This window comes from uncultured Desulfovibrio sp., assembly GCF_910584445.1.
Taxonomy (GTDB): domain Bacteria; phylum Desulfobacterota; class Desulfovibrionia; order Desulfovibrionales; family Desulfovibrionaceae; genus Desulfovibrio.
This window is the reverse complement of the sequence record NZ_CAJUBO010000001.1, coordinates 35,603-54,424: the sequence shown is the minus strand read 5'-3', so window position 1 is coordinate 54,424 and position 18,822 is coordinate 35,603. Positions and strand designations below refer to the sequence as shown.

The following is an 18,822-nucleotide window of genomic DNA, read 5'->3' as shown; positions in this document are numbered from 1 at the left end:
CGGGCAGGCAGATTCCGAGGATGGTTTGGGATGGCAGGATGTATACTGCCACAATTATCCGTCAAAAACAGCTTTTTCCGGGCTGGCTGCGTCAGAAAAAAATTTTCTTGGTCGAGGACTTAAGTACACTCCCCGCGAAAATTTTTCTCTTCCTTGCCAGCCCGGAAAATTCTTATTTTTTAGGATTCTTGCGGCGACAGCCCCCGCCCTTCGCTCCGCTCCGGGCGGCGAGCGGAAAACGTCTCTTTTCCTTCGGCACATGAAAAAACAGAGAGCATTTTCCTCGGGTTTCGCTGCCTGCATTTCTCCGCAGCGCGGAACAAGCGGCGGAAAAGCGTGGTTTTCCGTCATATTACGGCGCGGATGTCTGCTCCCGCATCCACCAGAGCGTTTCCGCAATTTCCTTGCGAAAACGCTCTAGCCTCGCACGGCGGCCCATACCCGCCGCAGCAGGCTCCGCACGAGCCGTCCGGGCCGGAACGAGGTGTGCATGAGTTCCGCCGGAACCACAAAGCCCTGCGCCCGGCATTGTTCGAGCCTGAGCAGCGGATAGACGGCTTCCGGCCGCGCCCGGGCGTCGCCGGCGGCCGCCCTGCGGGCCAGGGCGGCTTCCAGCGGCGTTGGCGGCGCGCCCAGAAGCTCGCGCAGGGCCGTATCCAGCGCCGGGGCCGAACAGCTCGCGCCCACAAGGCCCAGGGCGAAGGGTTCGCCCCGGCCCGGCCCGGTGACATGCATGGCCGTGATGCCGTCGGCCAGGGCAGCCACAGGGGGCAGGACGGCCCAGAGCGCGGCCAGGCAGTCCGCAAAAAGCTCCGGTTCCCGTCCCTCCCGCGCATGCACCAGTGCCTTGCGCAGGCCCTGCACACAGCCGAAACAGTTCTTGACCGTCAGGGTGAGCGCCATCTGGCTGTGCGCCTTGACCCTGGCCGCCGAAAGCACAAGATCGCACTCCAGGGCGCGGCGCGAGACCAGAAGGCGCGGCCTGCCGCCGCCGGGCAGGGCAAGCTCCACGCGCTCCGGCCTGTCCGAAGACGCCACGGCCAGGCCCAGCGGGCGCAGGGCGTCCTCGAGTCCGATGGCCCGCGCCACGGCGGCGGCGCGGCCAAAACCCGGCGAATCCGCCACTTCCACCCGCGCCCCGCGCTCCAGCAGCCAGGCGCAGGCGGCGGCCACCACCTGCGGATGCGTGCAGGCCAGAAGTTTGGGCATGAGCAGATTGGGCTTGACGAGCACACGCAGGCCGCGGCCCACCGCAAGCCCCGACGCCTCCAGCGCCCGCGCCACGGCCTCGCGCACCAGCGGCGCCTCATAGCACCCGCAACGGAGCAGGGCCACCGGAACAGGCGCGGCAACGGCGCCGGAAGGGACGGATGCGGCATCCATGACCACAGACTATGCCGAGCCGCCGCAGGCTGTAAAGCAGCATCACGCAGGCCCGGGAGGGCGCACTTGTTCCCTGCGCCCCCGGAGGCTAAACTCCCGGCATGGATGCCCATCTTTTCCGCCGCTTTTGCGAGGCTGCGCTCCCGCTGATCGAAGGCAGCCGCATCGAGAAACTCCAGGAGGCAGGCCCGGCCCTGCTGGCCGTCACCCTCTACGGCAAGGGCGAAAAGCGCCAGTTCTGCCTGCGCCACGACCGCAAGGAGCCCTTCTGCTTTCTCTCCCGCACGCGCCTCACGGCTGCGGCGCCGCCCGACGCCGCCGTCATGCGTCTGCGGAAATACGCGGTGGGGCGGCGCATCGCCGCCTGCGTGCCGCAATTCTGGCAGCGCAGGCTCTGGCTCCTCCTGAGCGGGAACGCGGAACGGGAAGGGGGCGCCCTGCCCGCGGGCGTCGCCCTCTGGCTCCTGCTGGACCTGCGCGAGGGCGCGAGCCTGCATTTCCAGACGCCGGGGACGGAACAGGCATGCCCGCCGCCCGAGCCGGACATACCGCACTGGCCCCTGCCCGAGGCCCTGCCCGACGCGCTGGCGCACTGGCGCGACTGGCCGGTGCTCACCCCGGCCCTGCGGCGCAGCCTGGCCCATCTGGAAGCGCCCGAACAGTGGGCATTGCTGGAGGACCTGCGCGCGGGCGGCGGTGATCTTTTCCTGTATTCTGCGGAGGCGGCCCGGGAGGACGGCGCGGCGCCGCCCGTGCGCGTCATTTCGGCCTGGCCCCTGCCCCCGGCCCTGCGGGGCGACCTTTGCGAACACTCCGGCAGCGATGCGGTGGCGCTTGTGGAACAGGCGGCCCGAAGCCTGGTCCTCGCGCGGCAGGCCGAGGCGGAAACGGCGCAACGCGCGAGACCCGCGCAGCGGCGCCTGCGCCAGACGGAACGCCTGCTGAAAAAGCTGGACGAGGAAGAGGACCGGCTCCGGGCCATGACGGCCAGACAGGCGGACGCCCTGGCCCTGCGCGCCCATCTCTGGCGCTGGGACGCGGATGTCCGGGCGCCCTTCGTGACGCTCCCCCCGGACGGAGAGGGCGATGCCCCGCCGCATGGCGACGGGGGGGACGGACGCCGCGTCCGCCTTGACCCGCGTCACAGCCTGCGGACCAATATGGAGCGCATGTTCCATGCCGCCAAACGGGGCAGACGCGGGCTAGAGCTGCTGGAGCCGCGGCGCGCCGCGCTTCTGGAGGAGGCGGCGCTGCTGCGGCGGGCGCTTGCCGGGAACGCGCCGCTGCCCGCCGCGCCTGCCGGCGGGGCGCGGCCGACGCGCAGGCCCGCTTCAGGCGCCGCCCTGCCGCGCGACATCCCGCCGCATGTCCAGGCGTTTCTCAGCGATGACGGTTTTCAGCTCCTGCGCGGCCGCGACGCCAGAGGCAATGCGGCCCTGCTGCGCAAGGCCGCGCCCGGGGACATCTGGCTGCATGCCGAGGGCGGCCCGGGCGCGCATGTGCTCATCCGCCGCGCCCATGCCGGCCAGGAGGTCCCTGAGCGCACGCTGGAGCAGGCCGGATGCCTCGCGGCCTGCAAGAGCTGGCGGCGTGACGCCGCCAGTGCGCGCATCCTCTATGCCGAGGCGCGGCATGTGCGGCCCCTGCGCGGCGCCGCCACGGGCACGGTGCGCGTGGACAGGGTGCTGACCACGCGGGAGGTTCCGGTGGACCCGGCGCTGGAGGCGCGTCTGGCGCTCTCCTGAACGGACCCGTGGCCTGACCGGCAACGCGACTGTTCCGCGTCCGCGCGGTCGCCGCCGCGCGCCTCAAGGCCGGACCGCGCTATTTCCAGGCGACGAGTTCCGCCGGCCAGGGGCCGAAGGCCGCCTCATACCGGGCGCGGAACTGGCGGGGCGTATAGCTGTGTTCCTGCGTGCCCATGCGCTCGATGGCAAAGCTGGCGCTCACCGAACCGAGGCGGGCCGCCTCGGGCATGGAAAGCCCCGCCGCCAGCCCCTTGATAAGGCCCGCGCGCTGGGCGTCGCCCGCGCCTGTGGGATCGGCGACGCGCTCCACCGGAACGGCGGGCACGCGCACGTCCGTGCCGTCCGCGCCGCGCACATGGCAACCCTCGGCGCCGAGGGTGGTCACGAGCCAGAGCGCGCGGCCCAAGAGTTCGTCCTCGCTCATGCCCGTGGCCTTGCAGATCATATTCAGCTCATAATCGTTGGTGATGCAGGCGAACGCGCCTTCAATGGCCCGGCGCAGGTCCTCGCCGGAGAGCACGGGGAGCTGCTGGCCGGGGTCAAAGATATACGGCACGCCCTGGCTGCGGAAGAGCGCGGGCAGGCGGCGCATGTCCTCCACATTGCCCGGCGAGACGATGGCGAGGTCCGTGTCCGCGTCCAGCGCGGGGAACGCGTAGTCCGCCGGCACGTTCATGGCGCCGGGATAAAAGCCCGTGATCTGGTTGCTGTTCATGTCCGTGGTGATGTAGCAGAGCGCCGTGAACACCGAGGCGTCGCGGCGGATGCCGTCCAGGGGCAGGCCCAGGGCCTGCAGGCGGGCGGCGTAGCCATCAAAGTCGCGCCCGGCCGAGGAAACGATGACGGGCTTTTCCCCGAGCAGAGCCAGGGAATAGGCGATGTTCCCGGCGCAGCCGCCGTTGCGTTCCTCCATGCGGTCCACCATGAAGCTCACATTGAGCATGTGGAGCTTGTCCATGAGGATGTGGTCCTGAAAATTGCCGGGGAAGGTCATGATGCGGTCAAAGGCAAGGGAACCGGAAACATAGATGGACATGGACGCCTCGCTGCTGTTGTGATCCACCGGCGCGGACGCGGAACGCCTCAGGAGTTCTCCGCGCTGTTTTCCGCCGCGCTGTTTTCCCTGATCCAGCGCACAAAGGGCGCATGGCCCGCCGCCACGGCAAGCCCCAGGATGCAGGGCGTCACATGCGGATGCCGCGCCACCACGGCGGCGCGGAACGCCGCGAACGCGGGCGCGGCCACCTGCGCCAGAAGCAGGCACTCCCCCGCCTCGCGGATCTCGCCGCGCCAGCGGTACACGGAGCGCGCGCCGCAAAGCACATTGACCCCCGCGGCCAGCCCCTGCTCCACAAGAGCGCGCGCCAACGTGCGCGCCGCAACGCCGTCCCCCGCCTCATCCGGCATGGTCACATAGACGAGCAGGACTTCCGGGCTTCCGGCTTCGTCCCCCCCGGGGGGCGCCGCGCCAGGGGCCTTCACGCTTCCGGACCCGCGCCGGTCTCCGCCGCATGCGCCTGTTCGTCCCTGCCGCCATGGATCTTCTCGTCCATGAGCCGGTACATGGTCTGGACATCCAGGGGCTTGGCGAGGTGCCCGTCCATGCCCGCGGCCAGGGCGGCGGTGACGTCCTCGTCAAAGGCATTGGCCGTCATGGCGATGATGGGCACGGCGCGCGCGTCCTCCCGTTCCAGGGCGCGGATGGCGCGGGTGGCGGCGTGGCCGTCCATTTCCGGCATCTGCACGTCCATGAGGACGCAGGCATAGGTCCCCGGCGCCGAGGCGGTGAATTTCTCCAGCGCCTCGCGGCCGTTGGCCGCCACATCCACCGTGGCGCCCACCATGTCCAGAAACTCGCAGGCGATCTCCTGATTGAACTCGTTGTCCTCGGCCAGAAGCACCCGGCAGCCGCTGAAGTCAAAGCGACCCAGATCGCCTTTGGTTTTTCCGGCGGGAGCGTCCGCGACAGGCGCGGCGGGCGCATCGAGGGCGTCGGGTCCGGCGTGCGCCGCCGTTTCCTCCGTGTTCCCGGCCACTTCCGCCGCGACGGCGGCCGCCGCGCGCGCCTGATTGGCCCTGGCCGCGCGGCGCGTCACCGTGCACAGCGTGTTGTAGAGGCTGGATGCAAAGAACGGCTTGGGGATGAAGGCGTCCACGCCCACGGCGCGGGCCTCCTCCTCGATGACGCTGTAGTCATAGGCGCTGGCAAGGATGAGGATGATGTTCGAGGCGCCGATCTCCAGCCGGATGCGCCGGGCAAGCTCCTTGCCGTCCATGTCCGGCATTTTCCAGTCAATGACGCAGATATCGAAGTCCTGACCGCCGTCATGGGCCTCATGGAGCAGCTGCAGGGCGTCTCGGCCGTTGAGGGTCCAGCGCACGCTCATGCCCATCTTGTCCAGGAGCAGGTCCGCATGCTCGCAGGTGCCCTGATCGTCATCGACCACCAGGATCCTGAGCGGGCCGAGTTCTCCGTCGCACTCGAGCGGTTCGCCGTTTTCCTCCAGCTTGAAGGGCAGTTCCACGGTAAAGGTCGTGCCCTTGCCCTCTTCGCTCTCCACCTGGATGGTGCCGCCAAGCAGGGTGATGAGGTTCTGGGTGATAGCCATGCCCAGGCCCGTGCCGCCGAACTTGGCCGCGGTGCTGGCCGAGGCCTGTTCAAAGGGACGGTAGAGGCGCTCCAGCGCCTCGCGGCTCATGCCGATGCCCGTGTCGCGGATGCGGAACTCCAGGCGCACATTGTTGTGCCGCGCCATGACCTGGCGCACCTCGAGCACCACGGAGCCGCCCCGGGGCGTGAACTTGATGGAGTTGGAGAGCAGGTTGAGCAAAATCTGGTTGAGCCTGAGCGCGTCCCCCTCCAGGTTCTCGATCCCCTCGCTGTGCACGAGGATATCGAAATTCAGGCCGCGCTCCTCGATCTGCGGCATGACGAGCGTGGCAAGCGACTGGAGGGAATCCTTGAGGTCGAACGGCTCGCGGTTGATGTTCAGCTTGCCCTCCTCGATCTTTGCCATGTCGAGGATGTCGTTGATCAGGCCGAGCAGGTGGCGTGACGAGAGCGCGATCTTGCCCAGGCAGTCCTCCACGCGGCCGGGATTGCTCATATGGCTGAGCGCGATGGTGGTCATGCCGATGATGGCGTTCATGGGCGTGCGGATCTCGTGGCTCATGTGCGAGAGGAAGTTGCTCTTGGCGGAATTGGCCGTGCGCGCGTTCTGCAGGGCGTCGTTGAGGGCCTGCTGGCTGCGGATGGCGTCGGTCTGGTCGTTGAGCACCATGATGGTCCGCTGGAAAACGCCCCCCACCCAGATGGGATAGACGCGCACCTTGAAAAACCGGCCGCCCGACGGCAGGCGCGTTTCCGGCGGCGCGCTGCCGTCGCCGGGATAGAGCGTGACATCACGTTCCGAGGGGTGCCGCCCGTGCTGGCGCAGCACAAGCTCCCTGAGCCATTCGGCCACGGGCGCGTCGAACAGGGCGGTGAAGCGGCGGGGGTCCTCGTGCAGCTTCCCGGCATCGATCCCGAGGATGCGCCCGCTGTTGAAGCTCACATACTCAAGGGAGCCGTCCGCCCCGGCGATGAGGAACACCTCGTCGATATTCTCGCCGAGCAGGCGGAACAGTCGCTCCCTGTAGACCACCTCGGCGATGCGCGAGCGTTCGAGCCTGTGGGTGTACATGATGAGCAGGAGGATGATGACGCCCACCAGAAGGGTGAGCACGACAGACGTCCTGCGGATGCCGTTCATCTCCTCCACAAGATCGAGGGCGCGCGCGTCCGCGCCCGCGCTGATCTCCTCGAGCAGGGCGTCCACATCGCGGAACTCGGGCAGCACCTGTTTGCTGTAGCTCTTTTCCACCTCGGAGAGGTCATCGTTGGCGACGTTGTCGGCAATGAAGTCGCGGCGCATCTTGCGCAGTTCCGCAAGCTTGTCGGTCAGGGCGTTGATCTCGCTCTCGCGGCCGCGGAACTTGCCGCGCAGGCGGGCAAGGGCGGCGTCCTGGTACTGCTCCTGCTCGCGGAGAAAGGCATAGACCTCCTCATGCCGGACACCGGGGCGGCCCACATAAAGCGGCAGCGTCCGGCTGATCTCGCCAAGGCGCGTGCGCATCTCCGTGGCCTCGCGCGAGACGATGAACGGATACTGGTAGAGCAGGTCCGTGGTATCGCCCAGCCTGTGCAGGGAAAAGGCGATAAAGGCCACATAGGCCACGGTGACGATGTACAGAAAGAACAGGAGGTACTTTTTCAGGGCCATGCGAACCTCTGGGATCGTTTGCGCGCGGGGTCCTCAACCCCGCAGCGCCGCGCAGATGCCGGCGTACTCCGCCGCCAGTTCGGGCATCATGGCCTTGGCGCCCGGCCAGTCGCCGGCGCGCATTTTCGCCTCCTGGGCAAGGGCCAGCTCGCGCATGCGTTCGCAGCCGATGGTGCCGCAGACGCTCTTGAGCGTATGCACGGCGGCCGCCGCGGCCGCGGCATCGTCGGCCGCCACGGCGTCGCTCAGGGCCGCATAGCTTTTTTCTTCAAGAAAGCGGCCAAGGTAGCGCTCCAGCATGGACGCATTGCCCATGAAGCGTTCCAGCGCGCCGTCCACATTGATGCCCGCGGCCTCCAGCCGCGCCTTGCGTGTCGCGTCCATGACAGTTCACCTTGTTTCCGTCTGTGTTTCCGTCTGCATTTCCGTCTGCGCGCTGCGCGCGTACAGTTCGCGGATGGACGGCGCAATATCGCGGAAATATTCCATGAGCAGGGGGTTGAACACCCCGCAGCGGCCGTTGACGATCATGTCCACCGCGTCCATGTGGCCGAACGGCGGCTTGTACACGCGCAAGCTGACCAGGGCGTCGTACACGTCGGCCACGCCCACGATCTGGGCGCAGAGGGGGATGGCGTCCCCGGCGAGTCCGTCGGGATAGCCCTTGCCGTCCCAGCGCTCGTGATGGTGCCGGGCGATGAGCCGCGCATAGTCGTAAAAGGGCAGGCCCTTGAGCTGCGGGATCCTCGTGAGCATCTCGTCGCCGCTCACGGTGTGCCGCTGCATGATGGCGAACTCTTCGGGCGTGAGCTTGCCCGGCTTGTTGAGGATGGCGTCCGGCACGGAGATCTTGCCCACGTCATGCAGGATGGCCGCCAGCGAGATCTGGCGGATATCCTCCTCGGAAAACTGTTCGCGCAACGGGGAACTCACCAGGAGCAGCCGCGTGATGTCATGGATGCGGCGCACATGCTCGCCGGATTCGCCGCTGCGAAATTCCGTGGCCGTGGCGAGCGCCTCGATCATGCCCATGTTGAAGCTCTGGAGCTGCTTGTTCTGCTCGCGCAGTTCCTCTGTCTGCTCGGCCACCACGTCCGCAAGGTGGTTGCGGGCCGCGAAGAGTTCCATGACCGAGTTCACCCGCCGCAGGACGATATGCGGCGTGATGGGCTTGGAAATGACGTCCATGACGCCAAGGTCGTACGCCTGCTTGATGACCTCGCCGCCGCTCTCGCCCGTGATGAGGAACACCGGCACGCGTTCGGGCACATGCGTGCGCGCGAGCGCCTCCAGCATTTCCATGCCGCCCATGACCGGCATCATCACATCCAGGAGGATGGCGCAGATATCCTCGCTTCGCTCGGAAAAGGCCTTCAGCCCCTCCAGGCCGTTGGCCGCCTGGAGGATGGCGTGATCCGCCTCGAACAGCATGGCGAGAATATCGCGGTTCAGCTCATCGTCATCCACGATGAGCATGGTATTGGGAGCGCCTTTGTGGCGCTTGAAGGACGTTTGCATGACAGCCCCGTGCGGGGTTGGCGACGGCCTGACGCCGTCGGTTCCGGCGAGAGAACCCCCTTCAGCGAACCAGGGCAGGATACTACCGGATTTTCCCGCCGCCATCAACCACGCGCCCCGGCCGGCCACACCCGCATGCGGCCCGGCGGCGCTACCCGTCTTTCGGGCCGGTCCCGGCATCCGTCCGCGAAGGCCGGAAACTCAGCACCCGGCAGGGGACCGCCGGGGGTTCCGGCGCGCGCTCCAGGGCAAAATCCGGGGCGGGAGCGGCATCCCGGGGGGAAGCATCGACGGGCGCCCCGGCGGGGGCGTCGGGCGGCCGCCGCTGCTCGCGCCAGCAGTAGTTGAAAAGCTGGTTTTTCCAGTGCTTGGCCTGGATGAGGGAGAAGACCAGCGCCCCCTCCTCCCAGCGGCGGGTAGGCTCAAAGCGACTCGTCAGGGTGGCGTACTTGCTCCAGAGCGCCATGAGCGACGCCTCATCCAGGGCGTCCAGCTGCCGCGCGAGCCTGAGCAGAAGTTTTTCCATGCGCCGGGGAACCTCCGGGGTAGCGTTGCCCTCTTGTAGAGGTTCGCGCCCGCCACGTCAACGCGTGCCGTTCCGCGCTGGCGTTGGCCGGACTTTCATGCTAGGGTGGCGCCTCCTGGCGCGGCCGCCTGTCCGCGCCGCGCCCCACCGCACGGAGACATATCATGCCGGATCTCAAAGCCATGTATTCCACCATTCGCAAGGATGCCTTCCCCGAGACCATGACCATCCTCCTCGGCGACGAGCGGCTGGTCTATGAAAAGCGCGTCTGGACGCTGGACGGCGAGGAAAAGGGCCTGCGCTACGGCGAAAACCCCGACCAGCCCGCCGCCCTCTATGCCCTGAAGGAAGGCTCGCTCAGCCTCGGCGGCCTGGCCTGGCGCGGACCGGGGCACGGCATCGTCTCGCGCCTGGACGAGGCGCAGATGATCCAGGCGGGCAAGCATCCCGGCAAGACCAACCTCACGGATGTGGACAACGGCGCCAATATCCTCCAGTACCTCACCGAACGGCCGGCCGCCGTCATCCTCAAGCACAACAATCCCTGCGGCGCCGCCTGGGTCCCCGAGGCGGAGGGCGGCATCGCCGAGGCGCTCAGCCGCGCCTTCTGGAGCGACCGCATCGCGGCCTTCGGGGGCGCCGTGGTGGTCAACCGGACCCTGTGCCGCGCGGCGGCGGAGACCATCGCCGCCAGCTACTTCGAGGTGGTGGCCGCGCCCGCCTTTGAGCCGGGCGTGGTGGATATCCTCAAGGGCCGCAAGAACCTCCGCATCATGGAGCTTCCCGGACTCGGCCGGCTTGAGGAACTGGTCGGCTCGGCCTGGCTGGACATCAAGAGCCTGGCGGACGGCGGCATCATCGTCCAGAAATCGTTCCAGAACCGCATCCTCGCGGACGCGGACTTTCTCCCGGCAACGGCCAGGACAAAGGACGGCGTGGAAGTCGTCGCCCGCGCTCCCGACCGCGACGAGCTTTCCGACCTGCGCTTCGCCTGGGCCGTGGAGGCGGGCGTTACCTCCAATTCGGTCATTTTCGTCCGCAACGGCGCCACGGTTGCCATCGGCACCGGCGAGCAGGACCGCGTGGGCTGCGCGGAACTCACCATCCACAAGGCCTATACCAAATATGCCGACAGCCTGGCCTTCCGCGAATGCGGTCTCTCGCTGTACGAACTGGAGCAGCGGGCCGAAGGCGACGCCGCCCTCGCCGCCAGGCTTGAGGACATCCGCGCGCGCACCCGCGAGGCGCGCGGGGGGCTGCCCGGGTCGCGCCTGGTGTCGGACGGCTTTTTCCCCTTCCGCGACGGCGTGGACGTGGCCGTGGCCCAGGGGGTGACCGCCATCGCCCAGCCCGGCGGCTCCCTGCGCGACGCCGAGGTCATCATGGCCTGCAACGAGGCCGTGCCCCAGGTAGCCATGGTCTTCACGGGCCAGCGCTCGTTCCGGCACTAGGCGGCCACACATGGGGACCACGCCGGACAGGACTCCCGGACCCACGCGCTACCCGCGCCTGTGCGTGAGCGCCGCGTCCGGCGGCGGCGGAAAGACCCTGCTCGCCCTCGGGCTGGCGCGGGCCGCCCGGAAGGCGGGCCTTGCGGTCAAGCCCTTCAAGAAGGGACCGGACTATATCGACGCGGCGTGGCTCGGGCGGGCGGCGGGCATGGCCGCCACCAATCTCGACCCGTTCTTCCTTCCCCCGGCGGCCCTGGCCGCGCTCTTCGCCCGCGCCCTGAACGCAGTGGATGCAGTGGACGCGGCGGTCACGAGGGATGCGGCCGGTGCGGCCGCCCCGGACCGGGCAGCGCAGGGCAGGGGCCGCCTGGGCCTGGTGGAGGGCAACCGGGGGCTGTATGACGGGCTTGATGCCCAAGGCTCGTGCTCCACGGCCGGGCTGGCGCGCGCCCTGGCCTGCCCTGTCCTGCTGAGTCTCGACGCCACCAAGATGACGCGCACCGCGGCCGCCCTGCTGGCCGGACTCATGGATTTTGAACCGGGGGTACGCATATGCGGCGTGGTCTTCAACCGCGTCGGCTCGCCCCGGCACGAGACCGCCCTGCGGCGGGCCGTGGAGGCGCGCCTGCCCCTGCCCGTCCTCGGCGCCCTGCCGCGCCTGGCGCGCAATCCCCTCCCCGAACGGCACATGGGCATCGCCAGCAGCGGCGCCGGGCTTCGCGCGGAAGCCGACGCACTTCTGGACGCGCTGGCGCAGCTCGTGCGTGACCATGTGGATGTGGAGCGCGTCCTGGAGGCGGCCGGAAACGCCCCTCCCCTGCCGGGGGGGGAAACAGCGCCGCGCGACGGCTCTGGCGACGACGGACCCCGCCGCACTCTCGCGGAGGAACTGCGCCCCCCGCCGTCATCATCAGCCCCGGGACCGCATGCCCCGCCGTCTGTTGCGGACAGGCCGGAGCAACGCGTCTGCCCGGCGCCCGGCGGCGCCCCGGCGGGAGGCGTCCCTGCCGCGCCCCGCCCGCGCATCGGCTATGTCCGCGATGCCGCGTTCTGGTTCTATTATCCCGAAAATCTCGCCGCCCTGGAAGACGCGGGCGCGGAGCCTGTCCCGCTGGCGCTGGTGGATGCGCCCGGGGCAGAGGATGACGTGTGGGAGACACTGGACGGACTCTACCTTGGCGGCGGCTTCCCCGAGGATTTTCTGCCCCGGCTCTCCGGTTCGCCCGGGCTTGCGCGGCTGGCGGCCCTGTCGCGCGCCGGGCTTCCCATCTATGCGGAGTGCGGCGGCCTGCTCGCGCTTTCGCGCGGCATGGAACGGGACGGCGTCTTCTGGCCGCTTGCCGGCGCCCTGCCGCTGCGCGCCGTCTGGACGGCGCGGCCCCAGGGCCTTGGCTATGTGGAGGGGGAGGTCATGCTCCCCAATCCCTTCCTGCCGGTGGGGCTGCGCGTGCGCGCCCATGAATTCCACTATTCGCGCTGCATCCGGGAGGCGGGCGCCCCGCCGGCGGCACTGGCGCTCACGCGCGGCACCGGCATGGGGCGGTTTTCCGAAGGGGACGGCCGCGCCCGCGCCGGAGACGGCATCGTCTGCGGACGCACCTGGGGCGCCTACTGCCATATCTTCGCGCCGGCCGTTCCCTGCTGGGCGCCCAATTTCGTGGCCGCGGCGCGCGCCCGGCGCGCCGCCCGCGCCCTGCGCTGACAGGAGGACGCCATGCGCGTGTCCGTCATCATCCCGGCCTGGAACCTCCAGGAACTCACGGCCGCCTGCCTGCGCTCGCTGGCAGCGCACAGCGCGGACGCGGACCTTGACGTCCTCGTGGTGGACAACGGTTCCACAGACACGACGCCGGAAGTCCTCCCCCCCCTGGGGCGCCGCCTGTTCGGCCCGCGCTTTCAGCAGCTCCGCCTGCCGGACAACCTGGGTTTCGCCCGCGCCTGCAATGCGGGGGCGGCCGCTGCCCGCGGCGACCTGCTCTTTTTCCTCAACAACGATACCCTGTGCACGCCCGGCTGGCTGCCACCCCTGCTGGAGGCCTTCGCGGACAGCCGCGTGGGCGCCGCGGGGCCGCGCCTGCTCTATCCCGACGGCAGGCTCCAGCATTGCGGCATTGCGTTTTCTCCGTTTTTCGACGTCGGGCATCTCTATGAGTTCTTTCCCGGCGACCATCCGGCAGTCGCGCGCCACCGGCCGCTCCAGGCCATCACCGGCGCCGCCCTCATGCTGCCCGCCCGCCTGTTTCAGGAGGCTGGCGGCTTCCACGAGGGCTACCTCAACGGCTATGAGGACATGGACCTCTGCCTCGCCCTCACCGCCGCCGGCCACAGGCTCGCGCTGGCGCCCGCGAGCCGCATCATCCACCACACCAGCGCCACGCCGGGCCGCTTCGTCCACGACACCGCCAACGGGCGGCTGCTCATGCGACGGCAGGGCGGCCGCCTGCGGCCAGACCTGCACATGCTTGGGCGCCTTGACGGCTATGGAATGCGCGTGGGCGCCGATCTTTCCTGCTGGCTGGAGCTGCCGGAAGAAGCCGCCCGAAACCTGGCGGCGGCAACGGAGGGGAGCGGGTCCGACGGCGTGGCGGAAGCCCTGGAGCGCGAACCCCTCTGGCGCGCGGGCTGGCTGCGGCTCATGACCCTGCGGGAGGCGGAGGGACACCCGCGCGAAGCGCTCGCGGCGGGCATGCGGGGCCTGCGCTTTTTCCCGGCGCCGGAACTGGCGGCCCGCATGCAGCGGCTGGTGAGCCGCCATGCCGTCCTTGCGGAGCTTGCGCCCACCGCAACGGCCATAGCCGCCGACGTGACGGCGCCCGCCGATGCGGCCACACACGCGGCCAACCGTGCCCGGCTCGAGGCCGCGCGCCGGGCCGCCGCCACGCGCGGCGACGCCGCCCTTGCGGAACTGCTTGCGGACGCGCTGACCGCAACGGACACCCGGGAGCGCGCCTGAAGCGCAACAATGCCGCGGGCGCGCCCCGGCCTTTTGCAAGCCATGAGCGCGCCCGCACGGCAGCTCCCTGAAACGGATCCGGTTGGATACTTCCCGTACCAAAAACCGCTCTATTTGCCGGGCCTGGCCGCCGTTTCGGCCTCCGGCTCCCAGAGCGGCAGTCCGCAGGCCCGCAGATAGGCGTTGATGGCCTCCCTGCCGCCCACGCTCTCGGCCGTTTCCGGCCAGACTTCGCGCAGGGCCACGTCACGCCACGGGCTTTCGTCCTCCACCGTGGTGATCTTCACGCCTTCGGCCAGGAGCGCCTTTCTGGCAATGGCGTTCATTTCCTTCTGATACTGGAGCGAAAGCTCCTGCACATGCCGCCCGGCTTCCACCAGGATCTTCCTGTCCGCCTCGCTCAGCGCGTTGAAGATGCGCGTGCTGATGACCAGCGGCTGGAGATTGTAGAGATAGTGGAGTTCGGTGATGTACTTCTGGCCGGCATCAGGAAATTTCATGGCCCGGAAGCCGCTGTAGTCGTAGCACTGGCCGTCCACCAGGCCGTTCTTGAGCGCGTTGCGCGTCATGGGCCAGGCCAGCGGCATGGGGATGGCGCCGAACGCGCGGTAGGTCTTGATCATGACCAGGCTCTGCGGCACGCGGAAGCGCAGGCCCTGGATGTCCTCGAGGTTCGCCACGGGATGCCTGCTGTTGGACGGGAAGCGGTAGCCGTAGTACGTCCAGGCAAGGATACGCAGGCCCGCCTTTTCCGCGTAGCTGTCGAGCAGCTCCGCGGCCTTGCCCGTGGTGCCGCGAACCACGGCCGCTTCATCGGGGAAGAGATAGGGCAGCGTCACCACGCCCAGGCCGCGCACCATGGGCACGAGATTGCCCACGCCGCCCAGCATCATGCCCAGCTTGCCCGTCTGGACGCGATGGAACTGGAAGGTCTCGTCCGCATCCAGGCCGCCGCTGTACGACAGAGTGATGTCCAGCCTGCCCTTGGCGGCCGAGGTCACATAGTTCTTGAAGGCAAGGGCCAGCATGCCCATTTCCGAATCTTCCGGGTCGCCGATGGCGAAGGAGAGCTTCACCGGCTGCGTGGAGGCGCCGGCGGACTTGCCCGCCGGAGCGGCTGCGTGAAGGAGGGCGGGCGCGGCCAGGAGGAACAGGGCCAGCAGAAGGACTTTCGTACGCATGGAAACCTCGTGGGACCTCTTGCGGGTGAGTTCAGGCGATCCCGGGCGGCGGGAACGGTCCCGCCGCCCGCGGAAAGCGTGCTAGGGCGCGGCCACGCTCATCATGTTCGGCAGGAACATGACAAGCCCGGGGAAGGCCACCAGAACGACGATAGCCAGCAGGTTGGCGAAGACCATGGGCAGCGCCATGAAGGAGATGCTCTCCAGCGACTGGTTGGAGATGCCCGAGGCGATGAACATGTTCTCGCCCAGCGGCGGCGTGGAGAAGCCGATGCCGCAGCAGCAGATGAGGATGAGTCCGAAGTGGATGGGGTCCACCCCGTAGGCCGTCATGATGGGCAGAAGCACCGGCGTGACCAGCATGATGATGGCGAGCGTCTCCATGAACATGCCCAGGAAGATGAGCAGGACGACCACGAAGAGCCAGACCATGTACACGTTGGTGGTGAAGCCGAGCACCCAGTTGGCGAGTTCCACCGGGATGCGGTACGAGGTGAGCAGGTAGCCGAAGGCCGTTGCCGTGAACACCAGGACGAGCACGCGGCCCGTGAGCCACGAGGTGGTGTTCAGCGAGGCCATGAAGGCCCTGAACTTGAGTTCGCGATGGATGAAGATGCCCACAAAGAGCGTGTAGAAAATAGCCACGATGGCGGCTTCCGTGGGGGTGAACAGGCCCGCGTAGATGCCGCCGAGGATGATGAGCGGCGCGAGGATGGACCAGAAGCCGTCCCTGAGGGAATGGAGCAGATGCCTGAGCGACCAGGAATCGCCGCCCAGATTGAGTCTGCGGCACTTGAGAAAGTGCAGGATGCAGAGCGCAAGCGCGATGAGGAAGCCGGGGATGAAGCCGGCCATGAACATCTTGGAGATGCTCACCTGACCGGTGACGCCGTAGATGACCATGGGGATGCTCGGCGGGATGATGATGCCGATGCCGCCCGCCGTGGCCGTGGTGGCCGCCGCGTAGGCCGTGTTGTAGCCGCGCTTGGTCATGGCCGGGATCATGAGCATGCCCACGGCGGCCGTGGTGGCCGGGCCGGAGCCGGAAATGGCGCCGAAAAAGACGCAGGAGAGCACCGTGGAGATGGCGAGGCCGCCGGGGATCGGCCCGACGAAGGCCTCGGCCACGGCCACGAGCCTTCGCGATATGCCCGACGCCTCCATGAGCGCCCCGGCCAGCACGAATGCCGGGAGCGCCATGAGCGGAAAGGCCGTGAGCGAGGCGAAGGCGCGCTCGATCATCATGGAAAGGTCGATGTCGAGAATGAGGAAACAGACCATGGTGCCCACGCCCAGGGCAACCATGATGGGACAGCCGATCAGCAAAAGGACAAAGAAGACCGCAAAGAGCAGGCCGCCGATGCCCATGGGGGTAAGCGCTTCCATCAGGCAGCCCCTCCTTCCTTGCCGCCTTCCTCAAGCAGGGCGCTCTGGCTCTGCTTGACGGCCTCCTGATCCGGGTCGGCGATCTCCTGCTTGAGCACGAACTTGATGTAATTCACCTGAAGGATGCGGATAGCCATGAGCGTGAAGCTCAGCGGAAAGACCAGGTAAATGTAGCCCATGTCCCAGTCGAGCGCCGGGGTGGCGTAGGGAAATTCGCGCAGGTCGAGGACGGCGAGCCAGCCCTCCCAGGCCATGATGAGGCTGAAGGCCAGCCAGATCATGTCGCTGATGAAGAGCAGCAGGTTGGCGACCCATTTGGGCGCCCTGGCGAACTGGAGCGTGACGCGGTTGAGCGCGCAGAGCCGGGTGGCGTAGCAGGCGCCGAAAAGGATGAACCAGATGAAGGCGAAGCGCGCGATCTCCTCCGTCCAGGGCAGGGAGGCGTCCAGAAAGCGGAGGATGATCTGGATGAAGACGACGACGACAAAAAAGACCAGCAGGAATTGACAAAGATAGCTTTCAAAGTGATCCATGAAAGCCAGGACGAACTTCTTCACGCCGAACCCCCCAGGCTGTCAGCCGGGCGGCCCCGGCATGGTTGCCAATGTGCGCGTGAACGGCGGCAAAGCCGCAAGGCGGCCAGGTCCCGCCAGGGTCCCGGCCGCCGCAGATCGGGAGCCTAGTTGTTCCAGGGCTGCTTGCCCATGGCCTTGAGGTATGCGTTGATGGCGTCCTTGCCGCCCACAAAGTCGGCCATTTCCGGCCAGACCTTTTCAAGGGCGGCCTTCTTCCACTGGTCCTCGTCCTCAAGCACGTCCACCACAAGGCCGGCCGCGATGAGCGCGTCCTTGGCGGCCTGGGCGTATTCCTTCTGGTACTTGAGCACGGCTTCCTGCGCGTAGTGGCCGCCGTCCACAAAGATCTTCTGCAGCTCGGGCTTGGTCTTCTTGTACACGCGCTCGCTCATGACCAGCGGCTGGAGCTGATAGGTGTAATGCACCTCGGTGAGGTACTTCTGGTTGGCCTCGTTGAACTTCATGGCCTTGAAGCCGATGTAGCCGTAGCACTGGCCGTCCACAACGCCCTACTGGAGGGCGGTGAAGGTCTCCGCCCAGGAGATGGGGGTCGGGCTGCCGCCGAAGGCCTTGTAGGCGGCGATGAGCACGGCGCTCTGCGGCACGCGGAACTTGAGGTCCTTGATGTCCGCGAGCTTCTTGATGGGATGCTTGGAGTTGGAAATGTAGCGGAAGTCCGTGTAGGTCCAGCAGAGGATGCGGAACCCGGCCTTGACGGCATAGCCGTTGAGCAGCTCGGCGGGCTTGCCGTTGGTGCCGGCCACGACCTCGTCGAGGTTCTCGAAGAGGTAGGGCAGGGTCAGAAGGCCCAGCTTCTTCTCAAAGGGAACGAGGTTGGCGATGCCGCCCACGGCAAAGGGCAGCGTGCCTTTCTGCACGTTGCGGAAGGCTTCGCTCTCGTCACCGAGGGCGCCGGCAAAGAAAAGGTCGATCTTCACTTCGCCGTTGGTTTTTTCCTCCACATACTTCTTGAAGGCCAGCGCGGCCACACCCTGCTCGGAATCCTCGGGATCGCCCACGGCGACCTTGTAGTTTACCGCCGCCATGGCGGACACGTTGAGCATGAACAGGAACGCCAGCGTCAGGACACACAGCTTTTTGAGGCTCATAAACCCTCCTGGTTTCTGATTGCAAAGATCCTGCAAAGGATCCTTGCGGGATCATTCGCGAAAAAACGTGGTTTTTCGCTCATTCACGGCGCCGCCGCCGCAAGACCCCTCCGGGTTTTGCAGTGTCCGCGCTTGCAGGCAGACACTCGATCAATGTGTGGAAGCCTTCTATTTCTTTAGCTCCCCACTAGCATTTTTTTTCACAACTTACAAGCGCGCATCCGTGAAAAGGCATCTCCCCTTCGCGCGCTCCCCCCTTCAGCGCAGCATACCGAGAAGCCTGTCCAGGCTCGCGGCGGCGTCGCCGAGCAGCATCACCACGCCCGGCTTGCGGTAGAGCGGATTCTCCACGCCCGCGTAGCCCGGCTTTTCGTCATAGTTGCAGATGATGACGCCCCTGGCCTTGTCCACGTCCAGAATGGGCATGCCATAGATGGGCGTGCCCTCCGCCGTGTTGGCCGCCGGGTTCACCACGTCGTTGGCGCCCACGATGAGCACAAGGTCGGCCTCGGGAAAGAGCGGATTCACCACATCCATCTCGAGCAGATGCTCGTACTCCACATTGGCCTCGGCCAGGAGCACGTTCATGTGCCCGGGCATGCGCCCCGCCACCGGATGGATGGCGTAGTCCACCGTGGCGCCGTTGGACTCCAGCGCGTCGGCAAGCTGCTTGACCTTGTGCTGCGCCTGCGCCAGCGCCATGCCGTAGCCCGGCACGATGATCACCCGT

Annotated in this window: 16 protein-coding genes and 1 pseudogene; 5 read left to right on the top strand and 12 right to left on the bottom strand. The window is 67.6% G+C overall.

Annotation, left to right across the window (positions count from 1 at the left end; all coding sequences use genetic code 11):
* Positions 1–38: 38 nt before the first annotated feature.
* Positions 39–263: a hypothetical protein gene (locus QZ294_RS00225; RefSeq protein WP_297044955.1), complete on the top strand. Its 225-nt coding sequence runs from the start codon at positions 39–41 to the stop codon at positions 261–263.
* A 154-nt stretch (positions 264–417) separates the two neighbouring features.
* Here QZ294_RS00225 and QZ294_RS00220 read toward each other — a convergent pair whose 3' ends face one another.
* Complete coding sequence (locus tag QZ294_RS00220; protein WP_297044952.1) at positions 418–1,383, bottom strand: DUF362 domain-containing protein; 966 nt, start codon at positions 1,381–1,383, stop codon at positions 418–420.
* Between the two features lie 101 nt (positions 1,384–1,484).
* Here QZ294_RS00220 and QZ294_RS00215 point away from each other — a divergent pair, with 101 nt between their 5' ends.
* On the top strand, positions 1,485–3,128 hold the full coding sequence (locus QZ294_RS00215) for an NFACT RNA binding domain-containing protein (RefSeq protein WP_297044950.1): 1,644 nt from the start codon (positions 1,485–1,487) through the stop codon (positions 3,126–3,128).
* A gap of 79 nt (positions 3,129–3,207) precedes the next feature.
* On the opposite strand, the gene QZ294_RS00210 is transcribed toward QZ294_RS00215, so the two are convergent.
* The 6 genes from QZ294_RS00210 to QZ294_RS00185 all read right to left on the bottom strand — a co-directional run bounded on the left by QZ294_RS00210 (position 3,208) and on the right by QZ294_RS00185 (position 9,437).
* Positions 3,208–4,167, bottom strand: coding sequence for a carbohydrate kinase family protein (locus tag QZ294_RS00210; protein ID WP_297044947.1), 960 nt, complete (start codon positions 4,165–4,167; stop codon positions 3,208–3,210).
* 47 nt (positions 4,168–4,214) lie between these two features.
* Positions 4,215–4,613 (bottom strand): divalent-cation tolerance protein CutA, encoded by a 399-nt coding sequence (cutA, locus tag QZ294_RS00205; RefSeq protein WP_297044944.1) that lies wholly within the window; start codon positions 4,611–4,613, stop codon positions 4,215–4,217.
* A complete protein-coding gene (locus QZ294_RS00200; RefSeq protein ID WP_297044942.1) occupies positions 4,610–7,393 on the bottom strand; it encodes a response regulator in 2,784 nt (927 codons plus the stop codon). Before QZ294_RS00200 ends, cutA begins: the two co-directional genes overlap by 4 nt.
* A 33-nt stretch (positions 7,394–7,426) precedes the next feature.
* Positions 7,427–7,777: an Hpt domain-containing protein gene (locus QZ294_RS00195; protein WP_297044940.1), complete on the bottom strand. Its 351-nt coding sequence runs from the start codon at positions 7,775–7,777 to the stop codon at positions 7,427–7,429.
* Between the two features lie 6 nt (positions 7,778–7,783).
* Positions 7,784–8,911 carry an HD domain-containing phosphohydrolase gene (locus QZ294_RS00190; RefSeq protein WP_297044937.1) on the bottom strand — a complete coding sequence of 376 codons (1,128 nt, stop codon included), beginning with the start codon at positions 8,909–8,911 and terminating at the stop codon, positions 7,784–7,786.
* A gap of 151 nt (positions 8,912–9,062) precedes the next feature.
* A complete protein-coding gene (locus QZ294_RS00185) occupies positions 9,063–9,437 on the bottom strand; it encodes a hypothetical protein (RefSeq protein WP_297044934.1) in 375 nt (124 codons plus the stop codon).
* A 164-nt stretch (positions 9,438–9,601) separates the two neighbouring features.
* Here QZ294_RS00185 and QZ294_RS00180 point away from each other — a divergent pair, with 164 nt between their 5' ends.
* The 3 genes from QZ294_RS00180 to QZ294_RS00170 are packed head-to-tail and all read left to right on the top strand — an operon-like array spanning position 9,602 to position 13,841.
* Entirely contained in the window at positions 9,602–10,888 is a 1,287-nt protein-coding gene (locus QZ294_RS00180) for an IMP cyclohydrolase (protein WP_297044931.1), read from the top strand.
* A gap of 10 nt (positions 10,889–10,898) precedes the next feature.
* Positions 10,899–12,590: a cobyrinate a,c-diamide synthase gene (locus QZ294_RS00175; RefSeq protein ID WP_297044928.1), complete on the top strand. Its 1,692-nt coding sequence runs from the start codon at positions 10,899–10,901 to the stop codon at positions 12,588–12,590.
* A 12-nt stretch (positions 12,591–12,602) separates the two neighbouring features.
* Positions 12,603–13,841 carry a glycosyltransferase family 2 protein gene (locus tag QZ294_RS00170; protein ID WP_297044925.1) on the top strand — a complete coding sequence of 413 codons (1,239 nt, stop codon included), beginning with the start codon at positions 12,603–12,605 and terminating at the stop codon, positions 13,839–13,841.
* A 110-nt stretch (positions 13,842–13,951) separates the two neighbouring features.
* Here QZ294_RS00170 and QZ294_RS00165 read toward each other — a convergent pair whose 3' ends face one another.
* From QZ294_RS00165 to QZ294_RS00145, 5 genes and pseudogenes are all read right to left on the bottom strand, one after another.
* Complete coding sequence (locus QZ294_RS00165; RefSeq protein ID WP_297044922.1) at positions 13,952–15,022, bottom strand: TRAP transporter substrate-binding protein; 1,071 nt, start codon at positions 15,020–15,022, stop codon at positions 13,952–13,954.
* Between the two features lie 81 nt (positions 15,023–15,103).
* Positions 15,104–16,408, bottom strand: a complete 1,305-nt coding sequence (locus QZ294_RS00160) for a TRAP transporter large permease (protein WP_297044919.1) — start codon at positions 16,406–16,408, stop codon at positions 15,104–15,106.
* Positions 16,408–16,965 carry a TRAP transporter small permease gene (locus QZ294_RS00155; RefSeq protein WP_297044916.1) on the bottom strand — a complete coding sequence of 186 codons (558 nt, stop codon included), beginning with the start codon at positions 16,963–16,965 and terminating at the stop codon, positions 16,408–16,410. Before QZ294_RS00155 ends, QZ294_RS00160 begins: the two co-directional genes overlap by 1 nt.
* Positions 16,966–17,087: 122 nt before the next feature.
* A pseudogene (locus tag QZ294_RS00150) lies at positions 17,088–18,029 on the bottom strand (TRAP transporter substrate-binding protein).
* A 321-nt stretch (positions 18,030–18,350) separates the two neighbouring features.
* Positions 18,351–18,822 (bottom strand): NAD(P)(+) transhydrogenase (Re/Si-specific) subunit beta (locus QZ294_RS00145; protein WP_297044913.1); only part of this gene is annotated, 472 nt, incomplete at its 5' end.